Raw genomic sequence first — 20,460 nt, 5'->3', positions numbered from 1 at the left:
TTGAGACGACAAGCCGCCCGGAAAATTCGAGGCGGCTTTTTTGTGTTCGGCCGCCTCGCAGGACCGGGCCGAAACGGAGTTGGGAATGGCGACGAAAATTCTGGAAGACGGCGGCGAAGCCTATGAGACGCGCGGCGGGGTGACCGTCACGCGGCGGCGCCGTGCGGCGGATTATGCCAATGCGATCTCCGCCTATATCGACAGGCTCGATGAGCGGCGCGGCGCGGTCTTCTCCTCGAACTACGAATATCCGGGCCGCTATACGCGCTGGGATACGGCCGTGGTCGATCCGCCGCTCGGCATTTCCTCCTTCGGCCGCTCCGTCTGGATCGAGGCCTACAATGCGCGCGGCGAGGTGCTGCTGTCGCTGATCGCCGACCGCCTGGCGAACGTGCCGGAACTGGCGCTCGGCGCGCGCACGGCAAGCCGGCTCGATCTCGACGTGAAGCTGCCCGACCGGGTGTTCACCGAGGAAGAGCGCTCGAAGATGCCGACGGTCTTCACCGTGCTGCGCGCCGTCACCGACCTCTTCCATTCGGCGGAGGATGCGAGCCTCGGCCTCTACGGCGCCTTCGGCTACGACCTCGCCTTCCAGTTCGACGCCATCGACCTCAAGCTCACGCGGCCGGACGACCAGCGCGACATGGTGCTCTTCCTGCCGGACGAGATCCTCGTCGTCGACCACTATGCCGCCAAGGCCTGGATCGACCGCTACGATTTCGCCAAGGGCGGCCTTTCCACCGAGGGCAAGGGCGAGGCGATCGTCGCCGAGCCGTTCCGCACCTCCGACGTCATCCCGCCGCAGGGCGACCACCGGCCGGGCGAATATGCCGAGCTCGTCGTCAAGGCGAAGGAAAGCTTCAAGCGCGGCGATCTCTTCGAGGTCGTGCCGGGCCAGAAGTTCTTCGAGCGCTGCGAGAGCAGGCCCTCGGAAATCTCCCGCCGCCTCAAGGCGATCAACCCGTCGCCCTATTCCTTCTTCATCAATCTCGGCAACCAGGAATATCTTGTCGGCGCCTCGCCGGAAATGTTCGTGCGCGTGTCGGGCCGCCGCATCGAGACCTGCCCGATCTCGGGCACGATCAAGCGCGGCGACGACCCGATTGCCGACTCGGAACAGATCCTGAAGCTGCTCAACTCGAAGAAGGACGAATCCGAGCTGACCATGTGCTCGGACGTCGACCGCAACGACAAGAGCCGCGTCTGCGAGCCCGGCTCCGTCAAGGTCATCGGCCGCCGGCAGATCGAGATGTATTCGCGTCTCATCCACACGGTCGACCATATCGAGGGGCGCCTGCGCGACGACATGGACGCCTTCGACGGCTTCCTCTCGCATGCCTGGGCCGTCACGGTGACGGGCGCGCCAAAACTCTGGGCGATGCGCTTCATCGAGGCGCATGAGAAGAGCCCGCGGGCGTGGTATGGTGGGGCGATCGGCATGGTCGGGTTCAACGGCGACATGAACACGGGCCTGACGCTGCGCACCATCCGCATCAAGGACGGCATCGCCGAAGTGCGCGCCGGCGCGACGCTGCTCTACGATTCCAACCCGGAAGAAGAAGAAGCCGAAACCGAACTGAAGGCCTCCGCCATGATCGCAGCCATCCGCGACGCCAAGTCCGGCAATTCCGCCAAGGTCCAGCGCGACGTCGCATCCGTCGGGGCAGGGGTGAAGATTCTGCTCGTCGACCACGAGGACAGCTTCGTGCACACGCTCGCCAACTATTTCCGCCAGACCGGCGCGGAGGTGACGACCGTGCGCACGCCGGTTGCCGAAGAGGTGTTCGACCGGGTGAAGCCGGACCTCGTCGTGCTGTCGCCGGGCCCGGGCACCCCGAAGGACTTCGACTGCAAGGCGACGATCAGGAAGGCGCGCGCGCGCAGCCTGCCGATCTTCGGCGTCTGCCTCGGGCTCCAGGCCCTCGCCGAGGCCTATGGCGGGGAGCTGCGCCAGCTCGCCATTCCCATGCACGGCAAGCCCTCGCGCATCCGCGTGCTGGAGCCGGGCATCGTCTTCTCCGGCCTCGGCAAGGAGGTGACGGTCGGTCGCTACCACTCGATCTTCGCCGATCCGGCGACGCTGCCGCGTGATTTCATTATCACGGCGGAGAGCGAGGACGGCACGATCATGGGCATCGAACATGCCAGCGAGCCGGTGGCCGCGGTGCAGTTCCACCCGGAATCGATCATGACGCTCGGCCAGGATGCCGGCATGCGCATGATCGAGAACGTGGTCGCGCATCTGTCGAAGAAGGCGAGGGTGAAGGCGGCTTAGTTTGGCGGCTTGCCGGCTTGCCCTCATCCCCCTGCAGGGACCTTCTCCCCGCAGGCAGGGAGAAGGGGCAGAACGGCGCGCCCAGCGCTCCTCGCCCCGTTTACGGGGAGAGGATGCCGGCAGGCAGGTGAGAGGCAGCCTTAACCTGTGCGCCCAGCCGCGCGGGCTTTGACAAAGCCGCCGTCCTAGTCCATAGCGAACCCGAGAGAAAAACCGCGTGCACGTCCCCGTGCGCGCGGTTTTGCGTTGATGGGCCAGGCTTTTTGCAACTCGGTTGCATGCGCATGGAGAGCAGAATGGCAGACACGGACGGCAACACGGTCAAGCGGCTGGCGCTTTGGGGCATCCCGCTGGCCTTCGGCGTGATGGGGCTGAAGCTCATTGCCTGGTGGGTGACGGGCTCGGTGGCGCTGCTTTCGGACGGGCTGGAATCGAGCGTCAACGTGGTGGCGGCCATCGTCGCCTTCGCGGCCATCACCTATGCGGCCAAGCCGGCGGACAAGACGCATCCCTTCGGTCATCACAAGGCGGAATATCTTTCGGCGGTTCTGGAAGGCGTGCTGATCGTCGTGGCGGCGCTGCTGATCGTCATGGAGGCGGTGCCGGCGGTGATGGCGCCGGCGTCGATGGAAGCGCCGGTCATGGGCCTTGTCATCAACTTCGCGGCGGGGGTGATCAATGCCGTCTGGGCCTATGTGCTCATCCGCGCGGGCCGGCGCTACCGCTCGCCGGCGCTGGCCGCGGACGGGCAGCATATCCTGTCGGACGTCGTCACCTCGATCGGGGTGCTGATCGGCCTCGTCCTTGCCATCGCGACGGGCTATGCCGTGCTCGATCCGCTGCTGGCGATCCTCGTCGCGCTCAACATCCTCTACCAGGGCTGGAAGGTCATCGCCCATTCGGTCGACGGCCTGATGGACCATGCGGTGGAGCCGGGGGAGGCCGAGGCGATCCAGGCGGCCATCGCGGCGAACGGCGCCGGCTCGCTTGGCGTGCACGACCTGAAGACCCGGCGGGCCGGCTCGGCGACCTTCGTCGATTTCCACCTCGTCGTGCCGGCAGCCATGCCCGTCGGGCAGGCGCATGATATCTGCGACCGGCTGGAGGACGCCATCCGCGCCGTGCAGCCGGGCGCCCAGATCGCCATCCATGTCGAACCCGAGACGGAAAAGGCGCATGGTGTAAGGGTCAGGATCGAAAGGGTCGGATCATGAGCAGGACAGACGTATCGGGATTGTCGCAACTCGGGCAGAAGGTGGATCTTCCCGCCGATCCCGATGCCGCGCTTCTGGAAAAGGTGCCGAGCAGCCATGCCGGCACCGATTTCGTGGTGCGCTTCACCGCGCCGGAATTCACCTCGCTCTGCCCGATGACCGGCCAGCCGGACTTCGCGCATATCGTCATCGACTACATTCCGGACGGCTGGCTCGTCGAATCGAAGTCGTTGAAGCTCTACCTGCATTCCTTCCGCAACCACGGCGCCTTCCATGAGGACTGCACCGTCGATATCGCCAAGCGGCTCGTCGGGCTGCTGGAGCCGAAATGGCTGAGAATCGGTGCCTACTGGTATCCGCGCGGCGGCATTCCGATCGATGTGTTCTGGCAGACCGGTGAAGCGCCGAAGGGCGTCTGGCTGCCGGACCAGGGCGTGCAGCCGTATCGCGGGCGAGGATGAGGCGGCGGGCTTCCGCCGTCCCGCGAGGAAGGCGGGTCATGAGCCGTCGCCCGGCATTTACCGTGTTTTGCGGTGGCGCGGGTGCGCTCTATCGCCGGGTATCGGTTTTGTTGCATTGTCTTGGCCGGTGAGTCGCATTATCTGACAGCGACAGGACTATTGACGAGCAATCCGGAGACTTTGGATGAGCGACGAAGACGACAAGAAGACGGAACTGCCCCTGGGCAAGGAAACGGAAGCGAACCTTTTCAAGTCGCGTTCGATCTTCATCTACGGGCCGATCAACCAGGAACTGGCGCAGAAGGTCTGCTCGCAGCTCGTGGCGCTTGCCGCCGCCAGCGACGAGGACATCCGCATCTACGTCAACTCGCCGGGCGGCCATGTGGAATCGGGCGATTCGATCCACGACATGATCAAGTTCATCAAGCCGAAGGTGTGGATGATCGGCACGGGCTGGGTCGCCTCGGCCGGCGCGCTGATCTATGTCGCCGCGCCGAAGGAACGGCGCCTTTGCCTGCCCAACACCCGCTTCCTGCTGCACCAACCGTCGGGCGGCACCCGCGGCATGGCGTCGGATATCGAGATCCAGGCCCGCGAGATCATCAAGATGAACGAGCGCCTGAACAAAATCTTCGCCGACGCCACCGGCCAGCCGATCGAGAAGATCGCCAAGGACACGGACCGCGACTACTGGCTCTCCGCCGAGGAAGCCAAAGGCTACGGCCTCGTCTCGCGCATCGTGACCTCGCAGGGCGATATCTGAGGGCGCGATTTGCCCCTCACCTGCCTGCCGGCATCCTCTCCCCGCAAGCGGGGCGAGGAGCGCTGGGCTCGCCGTTTTCCTCCTTCTCCCCGCTTGCGGGGAGAAGGTCCCGGCAGGGGGATGAGGGGCGGCCATCTCGTAAAAGCCCAACGGGCACTTGCTCTTTCCCATCGTCCTCGCTATAAGCGCCCCATCATGTTGAAGACCGGCGCACAGATCATCGAACGAGTTTCCCGCGGCAGCGCTGCTGTTCGCGAGCGTTCGCGCGGCTTCTCCTCGCTTCTTCTTCTCGGCCTTACGCGCGGTTGCCGGGTTCGCTGAGGAGCGCCCGGCGGCCGAAAAGCCCGTCCGGCAATAGCTCCTCGTTTCACCCCATGCATTAATTCCGGTTCTGGCCGCCCATGGCCAGCATTCGCCGTCGCCAAGCGCCGACCGTTGCGCTAAGACGCTTTCGCGAATGCCGGGACGACGAAGAGAAGACGCGATGATTGTGAAGACCCACACGCCCAAGCAGGGCATGCCCGATGCAGCAACCAAGTATCAGGCCTATCCGACGATCAGCATCCCGGACCGCACCTGGCCCGGCAAGACGATCACCGAGGCGCCGATCTGGTGTTCGGTGGACCTGCGCGACGGCAACCAGTCGCTGGTCAACCCGATGGGCCACGACCGCAAGGCCCGCATGTTCCAGCTCCTGCTCGACATGGGCTTCAAGGAAATCGAGATCGGCTTCCCCTCGGCTTCGCAGACCGACTTCGACTTCGCCCGCTGGTGCGTCGAGGAGGGCAACGTGTCCGACGACGTCTCGCTGCAGGTGCTGGTCCAGTGCCGGCCGGAGCTGATCACCCGCACCTTCGAGGCGCTGGAAGGCGCGCACAGGCCGATCATCCACTTCTACAACTCGACCAGCGAGTTGCAGCGCCGCGTGGTGTTCGCCAAGGACGTCGCCGGCATCAAGCAGATCGCGACCGACGCGGCCAAGATGATCACCGACATGGCCGCCAGGGCCGGCGGCGGCTACCGCTTCGAATATTCGCCGGAGAGCTTCACCGGTACCGAGCTGGAAGTGGCGCTGGAGATCTGCAACGCCGTCGTCGAGATCGTGAAGCCGACCGCCGACAACAAGCTGATCCTCAACCTGCCCTCCACGGTCGAGATGGCGACGCCCAACATCTATGCCGACCAGATCGAATGGATGTGCCGCAACATCGACAACCGCGAGAACGTCATCGTCTCTCTGCATCCGCACAACGACCGCGGCACCGGCATCGCCGCCACGGAACTTGCCCTGATGGCCGGCGCGGACCGCGTGGAAGGCACGCTCTTCGGCAATGGCGAGCGCACGGGCAATGTCGACGTCGTCACGCTGGCGCTCAATATGTACACGCAGGGCATCGATCCCAAGCTCGACTGCTCCGACATCGAGCGTATCAAGGCCGTCTACGAATATTCCAACGAGATGGTCATCCCCGAGCGTCACCCCTATGTCGGCGAACTGGTCTACACGGCCTTCTCCGGCTCGCACCAGGACGCCATCAACAAGGGCATGAAGGCCATCAAGAAGGCCAACAAGCCGCTCTGGGAAGTGCCTTACCTGCCGATCGACCCGCAGGATGTCGGCCGCTCCTACGAGGCGATCATCCGCATCAACTCGCAGTCCGGCAAGGGCGGCATCGCCTATATCCTGCAGGAAGACTACGGCATCAACCTGCCGCGCAACCTGCAGGTGGAGTTCCGCGAGGAGATCCAGCGCATCACCGACGAGGAAGGCGTGGAGCTTCCCTCCAAGCGCATCCATGAGCAATTCATGCAGCGCTACGTCACGCAGCCGGGCACGCGCCTGCGCTTCGTCGACCATCACACCTATCCCGACGGCGAGCAGAAGGGCACGCGCATCGTCGCGGCGGAAATCACCGACGGCGGCGAGGTGAAGCGCATCGAGGGCAGGGGCACCGGCCCGATCGACGGCTTCATCAATGCGCTGTCGATCTATCTCGGCATCCCCATGTCCGTCGCCGACTATTCCGAGCACTCGCTCCAGCACGGCTCGAACGCGGCGGCCATCGCCTATGTCGAGGTCGAGCATCCGGGCGGCAAGCTCTTCGGCGTCGGCATCAACACGAACATCGTGACCGCCTCGCTGGAAGCCATCGTCTCCGCCGCCAACCGGGTGCTGGCGACGCGCGGCTGATCGGCCGGTCACATGAAATGACGAGAGCCCGGCAGCGTTGCTGCCGGGCTCTTTTTGTCGGCTTACGATTGTCGTGAGGGCGGCGGCCCCAAAGGCGACCCACCTAGAGCATTTCCGCTTCTCTTCGAATCGCGAAAACGTTCTAACTCTTTATTTCTACGCAATCCCGGACGCAAAACCGCTTCGCACTTTTGCTGGAATTGCTCTAGATGGTGGTGGAAACCGCCTCGGCGATGCGCTCCAGGTTCGGGTCGGCCGAGGGGCCGACGACGACGTAGGAAGCGTTGCCCTTTTGCCAGGAGACGAGGCCGATGTCGTTGCGCATGCTCTCGGCAAGCGACGTCTTGCCGTCGATTGGCTCGCTTTGCAGGAAACAGATGGCGAAGACCTCGTTGTCGGTGTCCCGATAGAGGAGTTGCGCGGTCGGCTTGCCGCCGGCGACGAGCAGGCGGGCGCCCTCGAACGTCAGCTTTTCCGCCGAAAGGTCGGGAAGCTGGAACTTCACGCCCGTGCTGGCCGAGAGCCATTCCACGATATGCGCCGCGTCGTTGGCCGGCACTTCCACCAGATGGCGCGCCTGGCGCGAATAGATGCGGTGGTAGTCGGCGATGTCGTCGAGCCAGGTGCGGGCCGGGGCGAACTGGTTGCTGGCGGCCTGGAAGGCGGTCTGCTTCTGTTCGGAGATCAAATAGCCGACGGCGCCGCCGGACAGGAAGATCACCAGCGATGCGGCGAGCGCCTGCGGCCAGAAGGCGCTGCGGCGGCCTGCCGGCACGGCGGCGACGGGCGCTCCGACAAAACCGAGCTTCGGCGCTTCCTCCTCGTTCCGGCCAGCTTCCTTGATGTTGCGCACGAGGTCGAGCGGGATCGGCTCCTGCAGCATCCTGTCGAAGGCGCGTGCGCCGAACTCGCTGCCGAGCTTGAGCTTTTCATAGACGGCGCGGGCCTCGTCGTCGGCGGCGAGGAGGACGTTGATCTCCTCGACTTCCTCCTCCGGCAACTGGCCATCGAGATAGGCGGACAACCGAACCTCGAGCGGGAGACCCCGTGTGCTTTCCACGATCAGGCCCTCCTTTCTGCCTGTTCGGAGATCATGGCCGCGAGCCTGATGCGGGCTGCCGAGAGCCGGCTCATCACCGTGCCGATCGGTATCCCGAGGATATCCGCCGCGTCCCGGTAGCTGTGCCCTTCGACATTCACCAGCAGGAAGACACTCGAAAGGCCCTCCGGCATCGTCATGATCAATTTGTGCAACTGTTTGGCATAGACCGCCTTGTCGGCCGATGCGTCGACATGCAGGCTGTCCTGCTCGGCAACATCTACAGTGCCGGACCCTGTGCGGACCTTTCGCTTGCGGATCTCGTCCACCCAGAGATTGCGCGTCATGGCATAAACCCAGCTTTCCAGCCGGCCTTCCCCGTTCCAGAGATGGCTTCGCGTGATGGCCCTCTCACATGCTTCCTGCACGAGGTCGTCGGCATCGCTGCCATTGCGCGTCAGCGTCATGGCGAAACGGCGCAGCTTCGGCAGCAAATTGACCAATTCTCGCCGGAACTCATTCGATTCTGCCGTCGGACGCATTGCTTTTCCAAGGGAACGTTCGGGATCAAAACTCTATTCGCCCCCCGGCCGGGCAGCGACCGCCTGATATGAAACATTCTTCCCTTGGTCCGCAAGCATGAACGGCAATCCGGAACGCAGTTTCCCCGCGTTCCGCAACGTTTATTCCGGGGTTTGACGCGCGGTCAGTAGCTGGCGCGCTCGCCGCCCAGCGACTGGAGCAGGGCGCGGTAGGCCCAGGTGTTCTCGCCGCCGCGGTCGCGGATCTCGACGAGCTGGACGCGGGCGCCCTCGATATCACCCTGTTCGATCAGGGCCTGACCCATATAGGAACGGGCGAGAATGTAGTTCTCGTCCTTCTGCAGCGCCCGCCTGTAGTAGCTCATGCCGAGCTGCATGTTGCCGAGCTTGCGGGTGTTGTAGCCGAGATAGTTGAGGATGCGCGGATCCTCCTGGTCATGGGCGGCGCGCAGCGCGCGCAGGGCATTTTCGTACTGGCCGGCATAGGCGAATTCGCGCGCGGCTTCATAGAGCTTGTCGTCGATCAGGCGTTCGCTCTTCTTCTGTTCCTCCGGCGTCTTTTCGTCCGTGCCCTGGGCCGGCTTCAGGTCTTCCGGCGCGATGCATTCCTTCTTCTCGTCGCTCCAGATCTTGCCGTCCGTGCAGGTCGTCGTGGTCTCGGTGGCGGCGGGCGGCGTGGTCGTGTCGGAATCGGCGGCGCGGGCGGCCGAAAGCGCCGTCAGCGAGACGGCGGCGCAGAATGAAAGCAGTATCGTGTGGCGGAGCATGTCTCGGTTCCCTCCTGATCGGCCTTTTGCCGGACGCTGGCCGTGCCGGAGCGGCCGTTCATGCCGCCTTTTCGGGCGGGCCGCTCTGAAAAGGGAGTACGGATGACGGGAGGGATTTATTCGCGGCTTTTCAAAAGCGCGTCGTCTCGGCAAGCGACAGGGCCAGCCCGTCCGGCGTCAGGGCATAACGCTCGCGCTCGATGGTCCAGTCGCCCGGCGCGCCGGAAATCGAGAAGAGGTTGTAGCCGGCCGGCGGCTTGTGGCCGCCGGGCCCCTGCGAGGCGGAGGCGATGCCGACGACCGGAACCGGCTTGGTCTGGCCGGGCAGCCAGTTCACCGTGTTGAGATGGGTATGGCCGTGCAGCACGAGTTCCGCCCCGCCGGTCGAGATGGTCGCGGCGAAGCGGCGGATGCCGATCATGCGCTTGTGGAAGGCCGTCGCGCCGCGGATCGGCGGGTGATGGATGAGCACGACGCGGAAGAGGCCGGCCTCGCCCGCCGCGCGCAGCATGTTCACCGTCTCGCGCGCCTGCCGGCTGCCGAAATAGCCCGAGGCGGAAAAGGGCGGGGTGGCGACGGCCGTCGAACAGCCGATGATCGCCACCTGGCCGCGCACGCGGAGATAAGGGAAGACGTGCGTGTCCTCCTGCCATTCGGCGGGGGCGGCGTCGCCGCGCATGTAGGGATACCAGGCGCGCGTCGATTTCTCGTAGGCGCCGCGCACATAGGCGTCGTGGTTGCCGGGCACGACCGAGACGTTTTCCGGCGCGCCGGCCTCCGGCAGCCAGTGCTTGACGGCGGCGATCTCCAGCGAAGAGGCGAGATTGACGAGGTCGCCGGTGATGGCGAGATGATCGGGAGCCTGCCGCTCGATATCCTCGAGCACGATGTCCAGCGTGTTGGTGAAGAGGTGCCGGCGGCGGTTGCGATGCCAGTTCACGAAGCCGGTGATGCGCTTGGAGAACAGTTCCAGGAAGGTGAGGGCCGGCAGCGGCCCGAGATGGACGTCCGATATATGGGCAAGTCTGAACATACCCTTCCTTAGAGCATAAGCCGGCCTAGGGAAACGCAAGGCGTGGATATTCCTCGCCATTCGCGGCGATGAGCCTTGATTTGGCCGAAGGGTTGCGGCGAAGTGCGGCGATGGATGACGACGCCCCGCCGACCAGAAGCCCGTTCGTGAAGCTCGTGACGCGCGTGCTGCATGTCTATTTCGCGCTGTCGCGCGGCATGACCATGGGCGTGCGCGCTGCCTGCTTCGACGAGGCCGGCCGGATCTTCCTCGTGCGCCACAGCTATGTGCCCGGCTGGCATCTGCCGGGCGGCGGCATCGAGCGGGGGGAGACGGCGCTGGAGGCGCTGGCCAAGGAGATGCGGGAGGAGGGGAACCTCGTCATCGGCGGGCCGCCGCAGCTCCTCCATATCTATTTCAACCGGCAGACCAGCAAGCGCGATCACGTCCTGCTCTACCGTTGCGATGGCGTCACGCAGACGGGGCCGCGCTTCAAGGACCGGGAGATCGTCGAGGCCGGCTTCTTCGCGCTCGACGCCCTGCCGGCCGCGACCACCGCGGCCACCCGCCGGCGGCTCGCGGAAATCGCAGGCGAAGCGCCCTTCGCGGATTTCTGGTAGGTCAGGCCGCCTTCAGCCCCTCGCGGCCATGCGGGGAGGCGAGGTCGATCTGCGGGCCGACCGGCACCACGCCCGTCGGGTTGATCGTGACGTGGCTGCGGTAATAGTGCTCCTTGATGTGGCGCATGTTCACCGTGTCGGCGACGCCCGGCACCTGGTAGAGCTCGCGAAGATACCCGTAGAGGTTCGGATAATCGGCGATGCGGCGGATGTTGCACTTGAAATGGCCGACATAGACCGGGTCGAAGCGCACCAGCGTCGTGAAGAGCCGCCAGTCGGCTTCGGTGATGCGCTCGCCGGTGAGGTAGCGCCTGGTCGAAAGCCGTTCTTCCAGGCTGTCCAGCATGGCGAAGAGCTTCGTGACATTGCCTTCATAGGCCTCCTGCGTCGTCGCGAAGCCGGCCTTGTAGACGCCGTTGTTGACGGTGTCGTAGATGCTGTCGTTCAGCGCGTCGATCTCGGCGCGCAGGGGCTCCGGATAGAAGTCCTCGCGCGAGCCGGTGATCCGGTCGAAGGCGGAGTTGAACATGCGGATGATCTCGGCCGATTCGTTCGAGACCATGCGGTTCTGCTTCTTGTCCCACAGGACCGGCACCGTGACGCGGCCGGAATAGTGCGGATCGGCCTTGAGGTAGACTTCGTAGAGCGCGGACGCGCCGAACAGCGGATCGAGCGTGCCGCCGTTCTCGCCCTTGAATTCCCACCCCTTCGACAGCATCAGCGGATCGACGACGGACACGGTGATCAGGTCTTCCAGCTTCTTCAGCTTGCGGAAGATCAGCGTGCGGTGCGCCCAGGGACAGGCAAGCGAGACATAGAGATGGTAGCGGCCGGCTTCCGCCGCAAAGCCGCCTTCGCCCGTCGGGCCGGGCGCGCCGTCCCGCGTGATCCAGTTGCGGAACTGCGAGACGGAGCGCTGGAAATGGCCCTTCGTCGATTTCGTATCGTACCAGACGTCATGCCAGACGCCGTCAACGAGCATGCCCATGATTGTCTCCTTTTGCCGTCCGATGCGGCCTGAACTTGCGTTCATAGATAGCGTATGGGGCTGGGCTGGATAGGTGCCTTTTGGTGAACGGTGCGTTTTGCTCTTTGACAGAGCGAAAATTTCTGCTATTCGCGCAGACCAGTACCGGCACTCCGGCCGGCGAGGAAGACGAGACGCATGTTCTATACGGGAACCCCACGACGACGCTGATGCTCACGCTGCGCCCCCTTCGGCGGCGGCGCGATCACCCGCATCCACAGCTTCGTATCCGGTTCCCTGATCCATGAACATGCTCAAGCACGATATCGTCTACCTGACGGAAGATGCCTCCCACGACGCCGCCATCGAACTGATCAACGAGGAAGCCTTCGGCCCCGGCCGGCATGTCCGCGCCGCCGCGCGCATCCGCGAGCAGGGACCGCACGACCTCTCGCTCTCCTTCGTCTGCACGGATGACGGCGAGACGATCGCCTCCGTGCGCATGACGCCCGTCATGGCCGGCGGGGTGAAGGCGCATCTTCTCGGCCCGCTCGCCGTCAGGCCCTCGCACAAGAACCGGGGCATCGGCCGGGAGCTGCTGCGCATCGCCTGCGCCGCAGCCAAGCGGAAGGGCTCGGAGGCCGTGGTCCTCGTCGGCGATCCACCCTATTACGGCCCGCTTGGCTTCGAGAAGGTGGCGTGGAATGCGCTGGCGTTTCCCGGTCCGGTGGATCCGGCGCGGGTGCTTGTCATGCCCTTCGCGGCGGATACGCATGAGCGGCTGAAGGGCGTCATCGCCTGGCGGGCGTGAAGGCCCCTCGCAAGGAAGACCCCTCCCTAAATCCCTCCCCACAAGGGGGAGGGACTTAAAGTGCTGCACCCTTTGCATTCCATTTCGAACGATGAGTAAGCTTCCTTCTTCTCCCCCCTTGTGGGGGAGATGCCGGCAGGCAGAGGGGGTGGCCCCGCGAAGCAGGGGCGTTATAGGAAGGCCCCGGGAGGCGCAGAAGAATCCTTACCCCTTCAACTCCATGAAGCGGATGCGGTTCTGGAAGGGGTCGGTCACCGTCACCTCCAGCCGCGAGCCCTCGTCCTCCAGCCCCGGCTTCATGTAGCGGTAGTCCTTGCCGATCAGTTCCTTCTGGAAGGCGCGGATGCCCGTCATGTAGACGACCATGTTGCCGCCGGGCGTGGCGTCGCCGGCATGTTCGGAAAGATGCAGCCGCAGCCCGCCGCGCGAGACCTGCGTGTAGAGCGGGAAGTTTTCGCCGTAGCGGTGCTCCCAGTCGACGGAAAAGCCGAGGAAGCCGAGGTAGAATTCATGCGCCTTCGCCACGTCGAAGATGCGCACGATAGGCACCGCCTGCTCGAAGGCGATGCCGTCTTCCTGCGGCTTCGCCTCGATCTTCGCGGAGAGGATGTTCCAGGTTTCCACGCCGAACTGGCGGGCGACGATTTCGAGGGCTTCGCTGTGGCCGATCTCGATATTGCGGGCGGCCAGCGTTTCCCGCATGGCTTTCGCCATGGCCTTGGCATCGCGAAAATCGCGCATGTCCGTTCCTTCCGTTCCGGCGAAGTCCCCGTCAGTGCCCGCATTGCCGACGCCTTCGCCCAACGATGAACGGTGGAGAAAGGTTGTTGAGGAGGCGTTCGCCATGCCTTCGAAAAGGCGCGGGTCTGCCGGCCGCCTCCGGCCGTGCGGGGAGATTAGCGCAAACGCAGGCGTGGTCAACGCCCTTCGCGATACCACATGGCCGAGAAGGCGAGCAGCAGCAGGCCGACGCCGGCAAAGCCGGCGAAGAGCGGCAGCGAGTTGATGCCTTTCAGCACCGTCTCGTCCGTCATGTGCAGCGACAGCCGGTTCTCGTCGATGCTGCGCACCTGTCCGGAAACCGGCAGGAGCGGCGGCAGGGAGATGGCCTCGCCGTTCTCGGCGACGAGCCGGCGGACCGTGCCCTTCGTGGCATCGGCGAGCGGCTTCAGCGTCTCGGTCGTCGAGATCGTCGCCTTGAATTCCGGGGCGTCGACCGCGCCGACATGGACGAGGGCGTTGAGGTCGCCATTGGTGATCTCGTAGAGGCCCGTCTCGGCGGTCTGCACCTCGGCGCGGTAGAGGCCGGGTTCTGCCTCGGTGAGCGCCACGCGCTGCGTCTTGCCGGAGGGCAGCTTCAGCGTCGCCTCGCCCGGTGCGTCGCCGATGGTCTGGCGGTTGATCTGGAGCGTGCGGCCGAAGGTGCGCGCGGTCAGCGCCTCCTCCTCCAGCGCCGGCTCCTGCATCAGCCAGTGCGCGGTGCGCCGGTAGAGCGAGGCATGCGGGCCGCCGCCCTCGAAACCGCGCGCCCAGAGCCAGCCCTGGTCGGAAAGCAGCATGGCGACGCGGCCCTTGCCGGCGCGGTTCAGCACCAGCAGCGGCTTGCCGTCATTGGCCTCCATCACGACATTGCCTTCCGGGCGCTCGACGTCGACGGTGCGGAACCAGCGGCCCCAATGGGGCGGCTCGTCGTTGGCGCCTTCGAGGCCGCGCGTGACGGGGTGCTTCTTGCCCTGTTCGGAAAGCCGCGGATAGAAGGGCGCCTCGTTCATCGCGCCGGTCGGCGTCGCCGGCAGCACGGCCGAGAGCGGCGTGCCGGCGATGGAATCGTTGCCCGCATGCTCCGGCCCCGCCGCGATCAGCAGCGCGCCGCCATTCTCCACATATTGCGCGATGTTGTCGTAATAGAGGATCGGCAGCACGCCGCGGTGCTGGTAGCGGTCGAAGATGATGAGGTCGAATTCCTTGATCTTGTCGACGAAGAGCTCGCGCGTCGGGAAGGCGATCAGCGACAGTTCGTTGATCGGCGTGCCGTCCTGCTTTTCCGGCGGGCGCAGGATCGTGAAGTGCACGAGGTCGATGGCCGTGTCGGACTTCAGCAGGTTGCGCCAGGCGCGCTCGCCGGCATGCGGCTCGCCGGAGACGAGCAGCACGCGCAGGTTTTCGCGGATGCCCTCGATGACATGGACGGCGCGGTTGTTGGCGGTGGTGATCTCGCCTGTCACCGGCTCCACCTCGAACTCAAGGATGTTGTTGCCGCCGCGCGGCACGGTGAAGCCGAGCGGCTGCTCGGTGCCGGGCTGGGCGATCTCCGAGGCGATCTGGTTGCCGTTGAGGCGGACGGTCACGCGGGCCGGCGTGTCCGGTCCCTTGCCGTCGTCCACCACGCGGAATTTCAGCTCCTGCTCCTCGCCGACGATGCCGAAGCGCGGGGCGCTGACCACCTCGATGCGGCGGTCGAACTCGTCCGGCCGGCCGGTGACGAGGGCATGGACCGGGGCGTCGAAGCTGGAGAAGGCGGAGGCCTCGGGAATGTCGTGCACCTGGCCGTCGGTGATGAGGATCGCGCCGCCGACGCGCGAGCGCGGCACATCGGCGATGGCGGCGTTCAGCGCGTCGAAGAGGCGGGTGGAGGGCGTGTCCGACTTGCCGTCGTCGCCGGCTTCCACGATGCGCGGCTCGATGCGCGGATAGCGGGCGAAGCGCTCCTTGAGGCCTTCCAGCGCGGCATTGGTCTGAGCCGTGCGGTCCTCGTTGTCCTGGCTCTGGCTGCGGTCGACGATGACCGGCACGACGGTCGAGAGCGCCTCGCGATCCTCCTGCAGGAAGACCGGATTGGCAAGGGCGAGCACCAGGAGGGCGAGCGCCAGCGCGCGCAGGACGGCGCCGCGCAGGCCGCGCCAGAAGCCGAGCGCGGCGAGCGCGAGGCCCGCGGCGCCGATGAGGGCGATGGCGAGCCAGGGCAGGAAGGGGGAGAACTGAAAGGTCATGTCACTGCCCCAGCCGTTCGAGCAGGGCGGGAACGTGCACCTGGTCCGCCTTGTAGTTGCCGGTGAGCATGTACATCATGATGTTGACGCCGGCGCGGAAGGCGTGGTCGCGCTGCACATCGTCGGGCGGAACGGTCGGCAGGAGCGGCATGCCATTGGCGTCGATCGCCCAGGCGCCGGCGAAATCGTTGCCGGTGATCATGATCGGCGATACGCCGTCGCCCGCGCGGGCTGGGCGTGACGGGTCCTCCTTGCGGTCGAGCTCCGCCTCGATCCACAGCGGGCCGCCGGCATAGCGGCCGGGGAAATTGGAGAGCAGGTAGAAGGCCTTGGTCAGGACGTGATCGGCCGGGACGGGCTCCAGCGGCGGAATGTCGAGATTGGCGAGGATCGCCTGCAGGCGTTCGGTGTTCGGGCTCGTCGCATTGCCGTCGAGCGAGGTGAACTGGTCGCGTGTGTCGAACAGCACGGTGCCGCCGTTGCGCATATAGGCGTCGATGCGGCTGATCGCGGTGCTGGAGGGCATTTCGGCCGAAGCGCTCACCGGCCAGTAGATGATCGGGTAGAGCGCCAGCTCGTCGCGCGAAATGTCGACGCCGACCGGCTCGCCGGGCTCGAGCGTGGTGCGGTAGGTGAGGAATTCCGTGAGGCCGGCAAGGCCGCGCTCGGAAATGCGGTCCACATCGCTCTCGCCGGTGACGACATAGGCGAGATGTGTCGTATCGAGCCGCGACATCAGCACCTCGTCTCCCGGCCTGGCATCGTTCGCCCGGCTTTCGGAGGGCAGGCCCGCGAGCGTTCCGGCGGCGAGCGCCAGCAGCATGGCGGCGGTCGCGCCGCGCTTCGGCACGCTGCGGGCGGCGGCGGCGAAGGCGCCGCCCATGAGGAGCACGATGGCGCAGTCCGCCAGAAGCAGGAGGGCGGCGAGGGTGAAGAGATAGGGTTTCAGCGACCAGGTCTCCTTGCCGGCGAGCGGCTCGCGCTGGATGGAAGCGCCTTCGGGAAGCGCGAGCGGGCGGATTTCATGGCCGGGTGGGAAGAGGTTGTGCGCGACATAGCCGTCCTCCGTGCCGTAGAGGCCGGGCGGGTTGTCGAAGCTGGCGATCTTTTTCGCGCCGTCCACGACGAGCGGCCTTGCCTCGCCGGTCGCCGCGGCGAGCGTGCCGCCCGCGGTCATCAGGCGGTAGGGCGGCAGGCCCTTCGCCTGTTCGCCGCTCTTCGCCGAGGCGCCGCTGCTGCGCGAGAGCTGCACGGTGCGGCGGAGCATTTCCACGAAATCGCCCGAAAGCGGCAGGTTGGACCAGCCGGTCTCCGCGCTGACATGGAAGAGCACGATGCTGCCCGCGCCGAGCGGGCCGGTCGTCACCAGCGGCGTGCCGTCGGCAAGGCTTGCCCAGGTGCGGTCGGCAAGGTCCGGCGTCGGCTCGGCGAGCACCTGGCGCTTGACGAGGATGTTTTCCGGCGCGTGCATGCCGAAGAAGGGGCTGTTCGCGGGATAGGCCGATAGCGGCTGCGGCTCGGACCAGGAGAGCGCGCCGCCGAGCGCGCGCTCGCCCTTGCGCAGCATGACGGGCACCAGCGGGTCGTCGGCGGGCGCGGCGGCAAGGCGCGGGCCGGCGAAGCGGATCAGCATGCCGCCGCCTTCGATCCAGCGCTTCACCTTGTCCTGCACGTCGCCCGGCAGGCGGCCGATATCGGCCATGATGAGCACGGAGGGGTTCTGCTCGAGCAGTTCGGGGATCGCGACCGAGAGGTCGGCGATGCTCGGCTCGATCAGGTCGGCATAGGGCGCGAGGGCGCGGTTGATATAGTGCAGCGGCGAAAGCAGCGGCTGGGTATTGTCCACCACCTCGCCGGAAAGGAAGGCGACGCGGCGGCGGCGGAAGCCGTCGTCCAGGAGATAGGCGCCGCCGGCATTGGCGAGCCCGTCGACGGTGATGCGGGCGAAATCGTTGCGCAGTTCGAAGGGCGCGGTGATCGTGCCGGTCGTGGTCGTCGCGCCGGCGGCGAAATCGGCGGTGCCGGCAGCGATCGGCCGGCCGTGGCCGTCATGCGCCGTCAGCGGCAGGCTGCGCGCCGGGCCGCCGTCGAGGCGGGTGAGGGTGACGGAAAGCGCATCCGCCCCGTTGGACGCCGCGGTGATGGCGACGGCGGGTGCGCCATCGCCTGCGATCAGGCGGAAGTCGGCCGGGGAGAGGGCCTGCAGGGCCGCGACCGTGTCGTCGGTCGCCTCGCCCGCCATGCCGTCGGTGATGAAGGCGATGGTGCCGGGGCTTGCGCCGTCGAGCGCGGTGTGCAGCGCGGCAACGGCCGCCTTGCGGTCGGCCGGCAGCGGGCGCGGCTCGGCGGCGGCGAGGCGGTTGCGGGCCGTCACGGCATCGACCGGCACGGCATCCTGCTGGCGGTCGGCGGTCAGCACCAGCGAGACCGGCAGGTCGCGGCCTTCGGCATCGTCGATCAGCATGGAGGCGGTCTCGACGCGCTGCTTCCAGTCAGTGGCGGCGGCCCAGCTGTTGTCCACGACGAGGACGAGCGGGCCGCCGGTCGCCAGCGTGCTGGTGCGCGGGTTGAAGACCGGGTCGGCGATGGCGAGGATGACGGCGGCGGCCATCAGCATGCGCAGCAGCGTCAGCCACCAGGGGCTCTGCGCCGGCGTCTCCTCGCGCTTGAGGATCGAGGCGAGGATGGCGAAGGGCGGGAAGACCTCGGTGACGGGCTTGGGCGGCGTCAGGCGCAGCAGCCACCAGATGACGGGCAAAAGCACCAGCGCGGTCAGCACGGCGGGAAAGGCGAAGGCGAAAGCGCTCATCGGCCAATGCCCTCCGTCTTCATCGCCGGTAGGCCGGAAAGATAGGCATGCACAGCGACCAGTGCCTCGGAGGCGAGGCGGTCTGTGCGGTGGGTGATGAAGCTCCAGCCGAGATGGCGGAGGTTGTCGGCAAGGCTCTCGCGGCGCGCGGCATAGGCGCGGGCATAGTCGTCCTTCAGCGTCTCGGCGCGGCCGGCCGTCAGCTTCATGCCGCTCTCGGGATCGGTGAATTCGGTGCGGCCGGCATAGGGGAAGAGCTCTTCCGCCGGATCCGCGACCTCGACGACATGGCCGCGCAGGCCGCGCCGGGCGAGGGGGCCGAGGCGGTCCATCACGTCCGCGACGGGATCGAGGAAATCGCCGATCAGCACGATATCGCTGTTGCCGCGGATCATGGCGGTGTCCGGCAGGCCACCGGCCGCGGGATTGTGCATCAGGGCGGTCGCGAGGCGCTCGGCGGCGTTGCGCGCGGCGATGGGCTCCATGATGCCGGGGCAGCCGATGCGCTCGCCGGAGCGGGCGAGGATTTCGGCGAGCGCCAGCATGAGGACGAGCGCGCGGCTCTCCTTCGAGACGGCGCCGAAGGTGGACTTGTACATCATCGAGGGGGAAAGATCGGCCCAGATCCAGACGGTGTGGGCGGCCTCCCATTCGCGGTCGCGCACATAGGTATGGTCGTCGCGGGCCGAGCGCCGCCAGTCGATGCGCGACAGGCTCTCGCCGTCGACATAGGGGCGGAACTGCCAGAAATTCTCGCCGATGCCGCGCTTGCGCCGGCCGTGCCAGCCGGCGATCACCGTGTTGGCGAGGCGCTGGGCCTCCACCATGCAGTCGGGAACGAGGGCGGCACGGGCCTGCGCCCGCGAGAGCACGTCGCGGGTCGGGGTCGGTTGGACGATCTGGCCGACGGATGCCATGCTTCTATCCTGTTCAGCCGCCCGCCTGCCGGACGAGATCGGCGATGACGTCGCGCACCGACATGCCCTCGGCGCGCGCGCCGAAGGTCAGCGCCATGCGGTGCTGGAGGACCGGCTCGGCAAGCGCCAGCACGTCGTCGACGGAGGGCGCGAGGCGGCCGTCATAGAGCGCGCGGGCTCTCGCGCAGAGCATCATCGCCTGGCCGGCGCGCGGGCCGGGGCCCCAAGCGACATGCCTGTCGGTGGAGGCGATGCCGTTGCCGGGGCGCGCCGAGCGCACCAGCGAGAGGATCGCGTCGAGCACCTTCTCGCTGACAGGCATCTGGCGGATGAGGGTCTGGATCTCGATGAGACGGTCGGCGGAGATCGCAGCTTCCGCCTGCGCCTCGCTGACGCCGGTGGTTTCGAGGAGGATCTGCCGTTCGGCGGCAAGTTCCGGATAGTGTACGTCGACCTGCAGCAGGAAACGGTCGAGCTGGGCCTCGGGCAGCGGGTAGGTGCCTTCCTGCTCCAGCGGGTTCTGCGTCGCCAGCACATGGAAGGGCTTCGGCAGGTCGTTGCGGGCGCCTGCGACCGTCACATGGTATTCCTGCATGGCCTGCAAGAGGGCGGACTGGGTGCGCGGCGAGGCGCGGTTGATCTCGTCGGCCATCAGGAGCTGGGTGAAGATCGGGCCGGGCACGAAGCGGAAGGAGCGCTTGCCGTTGTCGTCCTGGTCCATCACCTCCGAGCCGAGGATATCGGAGGGCATCAGGTCGGGCGTGAACTGGATGCGGCTTGCGGAAAGGCCGAGCACGGTGCCGAGCGTGGCGACCAGCTTGGTCTTGGCAAGGCCCGGCACGCCGACCAGCAGCGCATGGCCGCCGGAGAGCACGGCGAGCATGGTCTGCTCCACGACGCTTTCCTGGCCGAAGATGACCTTGGCGACTTCCTGGCGGACGCGGGCGATATCGGAGAGCGCGCGTTCGGCGGCGGCGACCACCGCCTTCTCGTCGAGGCTCGCCTCGGAGGAATTCTGAACGCCCATGGTCGTCTCCAGTGCCGTTTGAAACCTTGGACGAATCGTGGCTCTGCCGCGCGCG

The 20,460-nt window shown here is 66.4% G+C and carries 17 protein-coding genes; 7 read left to right on the top strand and 10 right to left on the bottom strand.

Annotated features, from left to right (window positions below; genetic code table 11):
* The first annotated feature begins 85 nt into the window (after positions 1 to 85).
* From ShzoTeo12_RS10625 to leuA, 5 genes are all read left to right on the top strand, one after another.
* Positions 86 to 2,275: an anthranilate synthase gene (locus tag ShzoTeo12_RS10625; protein ID WP_318909664.1), complete on the top strand. Its 2,190-nt coding sequence runs from the start codon at positions 86 to 88 to the stop codon at positions 2,273 to 2,275.
* Between the two features lie 296 nt (positions 2,276 to 2,571).
* Entirely contained in the window at positions 2,572 to 3,489 is a 918-nt protein-coding gene (locus ShzoTeo12_RS10620; RefSeq protein WP_318909663.1) for a cation diffusion facilitator family transporter, read from the top strand.
* On the top strand, positions 3,486 to 3,950 hold the full coding sequence (gene queF / locus ShzoTeo12_RS10615; protein ID WP_318909661.1) for a preQ(1) synthase: 465 nt from the start codon (positions 3,486 to 3,488) through the stop codon (positions 3,948 to 3,950). The genes ShzoTeo12_RS10620 and queF overlap by 4 nt, the downstream gene beginning before the upstream one ends.
* A 184-nt stretch (positions 3,951 to 4,134) precedes the next feature.
* On the top strand, positions 4,135 to 4,713 hold the full coding sequence (locus ShzoTeo12_RS10610) for an ATP-dependent Clp protease proteolytic subunit (RefSeq protein WP_313193512.1): 579 nt from the start codon (positions 4,135 to 4,137) through the stop codon (positions 4,711 to 4,713).
* 484 nt (positions 4,714 to 5,197) lie between these two features.
* On the top strand, positions 5,198 to 6,904 hold the full coding sequence (leuA, locus tag ShzoTeo12_RS10605; RefSeq protein WP_318909659.1) for a 2-isopropylmalate synthase: 1,707 nt from the start codon (positions 5,198 to 5,200) through the stop codon (positions 6,902 to 6,904).
* 205 nt (positions 6,905 to 7,109) lie between these two features.
* On the opposite strand, the gene ShzoTeo12_RS10600 is transcribed toward leuA, so the two are convergent.
* From ShzoTeo12_RS10600 to ShzoTeo12_RS10585, 4 genes are all read right to left on the bottom strand, one after another.
* A complete protein-coding gene (locus ShzoTeo12_RS10600; RefSeq protein ID WP_119256980.1) occupies positions 7,110 to 7,964 on the bottom strand; it encodes an anti-sigma factor family protein in 855 nt (284 codons plus the stop codon).
* A 2-nt stretch (positions 7,965 to 7,966) separates the two neighbouring features.
* Positions 7,967 to 8,485: an RNA polymerase sigma factor gene (locus ShzoTeo12_RS10595; protein ID WP_119256981.1), complete on the bottom strand. Its 519-nt coding sequence runs from the start codon at positions 8,483 to 8,485 to the stop codon at positions 7,967 to 7,969.
* Between the two features lie 164 nt (positions 8,486 to 8,649).
* Positions 8,650 to 9,252 carry a hypothetical protein gene (locus ShzoTeo12_RS10590; RefSeq protein WP_318909656.1) on the bottom strand — a complete coding sequence of 201 codons (603 nt, stop codon included), beginning with the start codon at positions 9,250 to 9,252 and terminating at the stop codon, positions 8,650 to 8,652.
* A gap of 130 nt (positions 9,253 to 9,382) precedes the next feature.
* Positions 9,383 to 10,285, bottom strand: a complete 903-nt coding sequence (locus ShzoTeo12_RS10585) for a metallophosphoesterase (protein WP_318909654.1) — start codon at positions 10,283 to 10,285, stop codon at positions 9,383 to 9,385.
* 110 nt (positions 10,286 to 10,395) lie between these two features.
* Between ShzoTeo12_RS10585 and ShzoTeo12_RS10580 the strand changes: the two genes are divergently transcribed.
* A complete protein-coding gene (locus ShzoTeo12_RS10580) occupies positions 10,396 to 10,884 on the top strand; it encodes an NUDIX domain-containing protein (protein WP_318909653.1) in 489 nt (162 codons plus the stop codon).
* 1 nt (position 10,885) lies between these two features.
* On the opposite strand, the gene ShzoTeo12_RS10575 is transcribed toward ShzoTeo12_RS10580, so the two are convergent.
* Positions 10,886 to 11,872 (bottom strand): glutathione S-transferase family protein, encoded by a 987-nt coding sequence (locus ShzoTeo12_RS10575; RefSeq protein ID WP_318909651.1) that lies wholly within the window; start codon positions 11,870 to 11,872, stop codon positions 10,886 to 10,888.
* Between the two features lie 289 nt (positions 11,873 to 12,161).
* On the opposite strand from ShzoTeo12_RS10575, the gene ShzoTeo12_RS10570 reads away from it, so the two are divergent.
* Positions 12,162 to 12,662, top strand: a complete 501-nt coding sequence (locus ShzoTeo12_RS10570; RefSeq protein WP_119257172.1) for a GNAT family N-acetyltransferase — start codon at positions 12,162 to 12,164, stop codon at positions 12,660 to 12,662.
* 204 nt (positions 12,663 to 12,866) lie between these two features.
* On the opposite strand, the gene ShzoTeo12_RS10565 is transcribed toward ShzoTeo12_RS10570, so the two are convergent.
* From ShzoTeo12_RS10565 to ShzoTeo12_RS10545, 5 genes are all read right to left on the bottom strand, one after another.
* Positions 12,867 to 13,403: a glyoxalase superfamily protein gene (locus ShzoTeo12_RS10565; protein WP_318909648.1), complete on the bottom strand. Its 537-nt coding sequence runs from the start codon at positions 13,401 to 13,403 to the stop codon at positions 12,867 to 12,869.
* Between the two features lie 176 nt (positions 13,404 to 13,579).
* Positions 13,580 to 15,652, bottom strand: coding sequence for a hypothetical protein (locus tag ShzoTeo12_RS10560; protein WP_318909647.1), 2,073 nt, complete (start codon positions 15,650 to 15,652; stop codon positions 13,580 to 13,582).
* Position 15,653: 1 nt separating this feature from the next.
* The gene (locus ShzoTeo12_RS10555) at positions 15,654 to 18,461 is read right to left on the bottom strand and encodes a DUF4159 domain-containing protein (RefSeq protein WP_318909645.1); all 2,808 of its coding nucleotides are present in this window, start codon (positions 18,459 to 18,461) and stop codon (positions 15,654 to 15,656) included.
* Complete coding sequence (locus tag ShzoTeo12_RS10550; RefSeq protein WP_318909644.1) at positions 18,458 to 19,378, bottom strand: DUF58 domain-containing protein; 921 nt, start codon at positions 19,376 to 19,378, stop codon at positions 18,458 to 18,460. The genes ShzoTeo12_RS10555 and ShzoTeo12_RS10550 overlap by 4 nt, the downstream gene beginning before the upstream one ends.
* Positions 19,379 to 19,391: 13 nt before the next feature.
* The gene (locus ShzoTeo12_RS10545; protein ID WP_318909642.1) at positions 19,392 to 20,405 is read right to left on the bottom strand and encodes a MoxR family ATPase; all 1,014 of its coding nucleotides are present in this window, start codon (positions 20,403 to 20,405) and stop codon (positions 19,392 to 19,394) included.
* Between the last annotated feature and the right edge of the window lie 55 nt (positions 20,406 to 20,460).

It is taken from the genome of Shinella zoogloeoides, assembly GCF_033705735.1.
In the GTDB taxonomy this organism is placed as follows: domain Bacteria; phylum Pseudomonadota; class Alphaproteobacteria; order Rhizobiales; family Rhizobiaceae; genus Shinella; species Shinella zoogloeoides_A.
The sequence above is the reverse complement of the archived record's forward strand: the minus strand, read 5'-3'. Positions and strand labels throughout refer to the sequence as shown.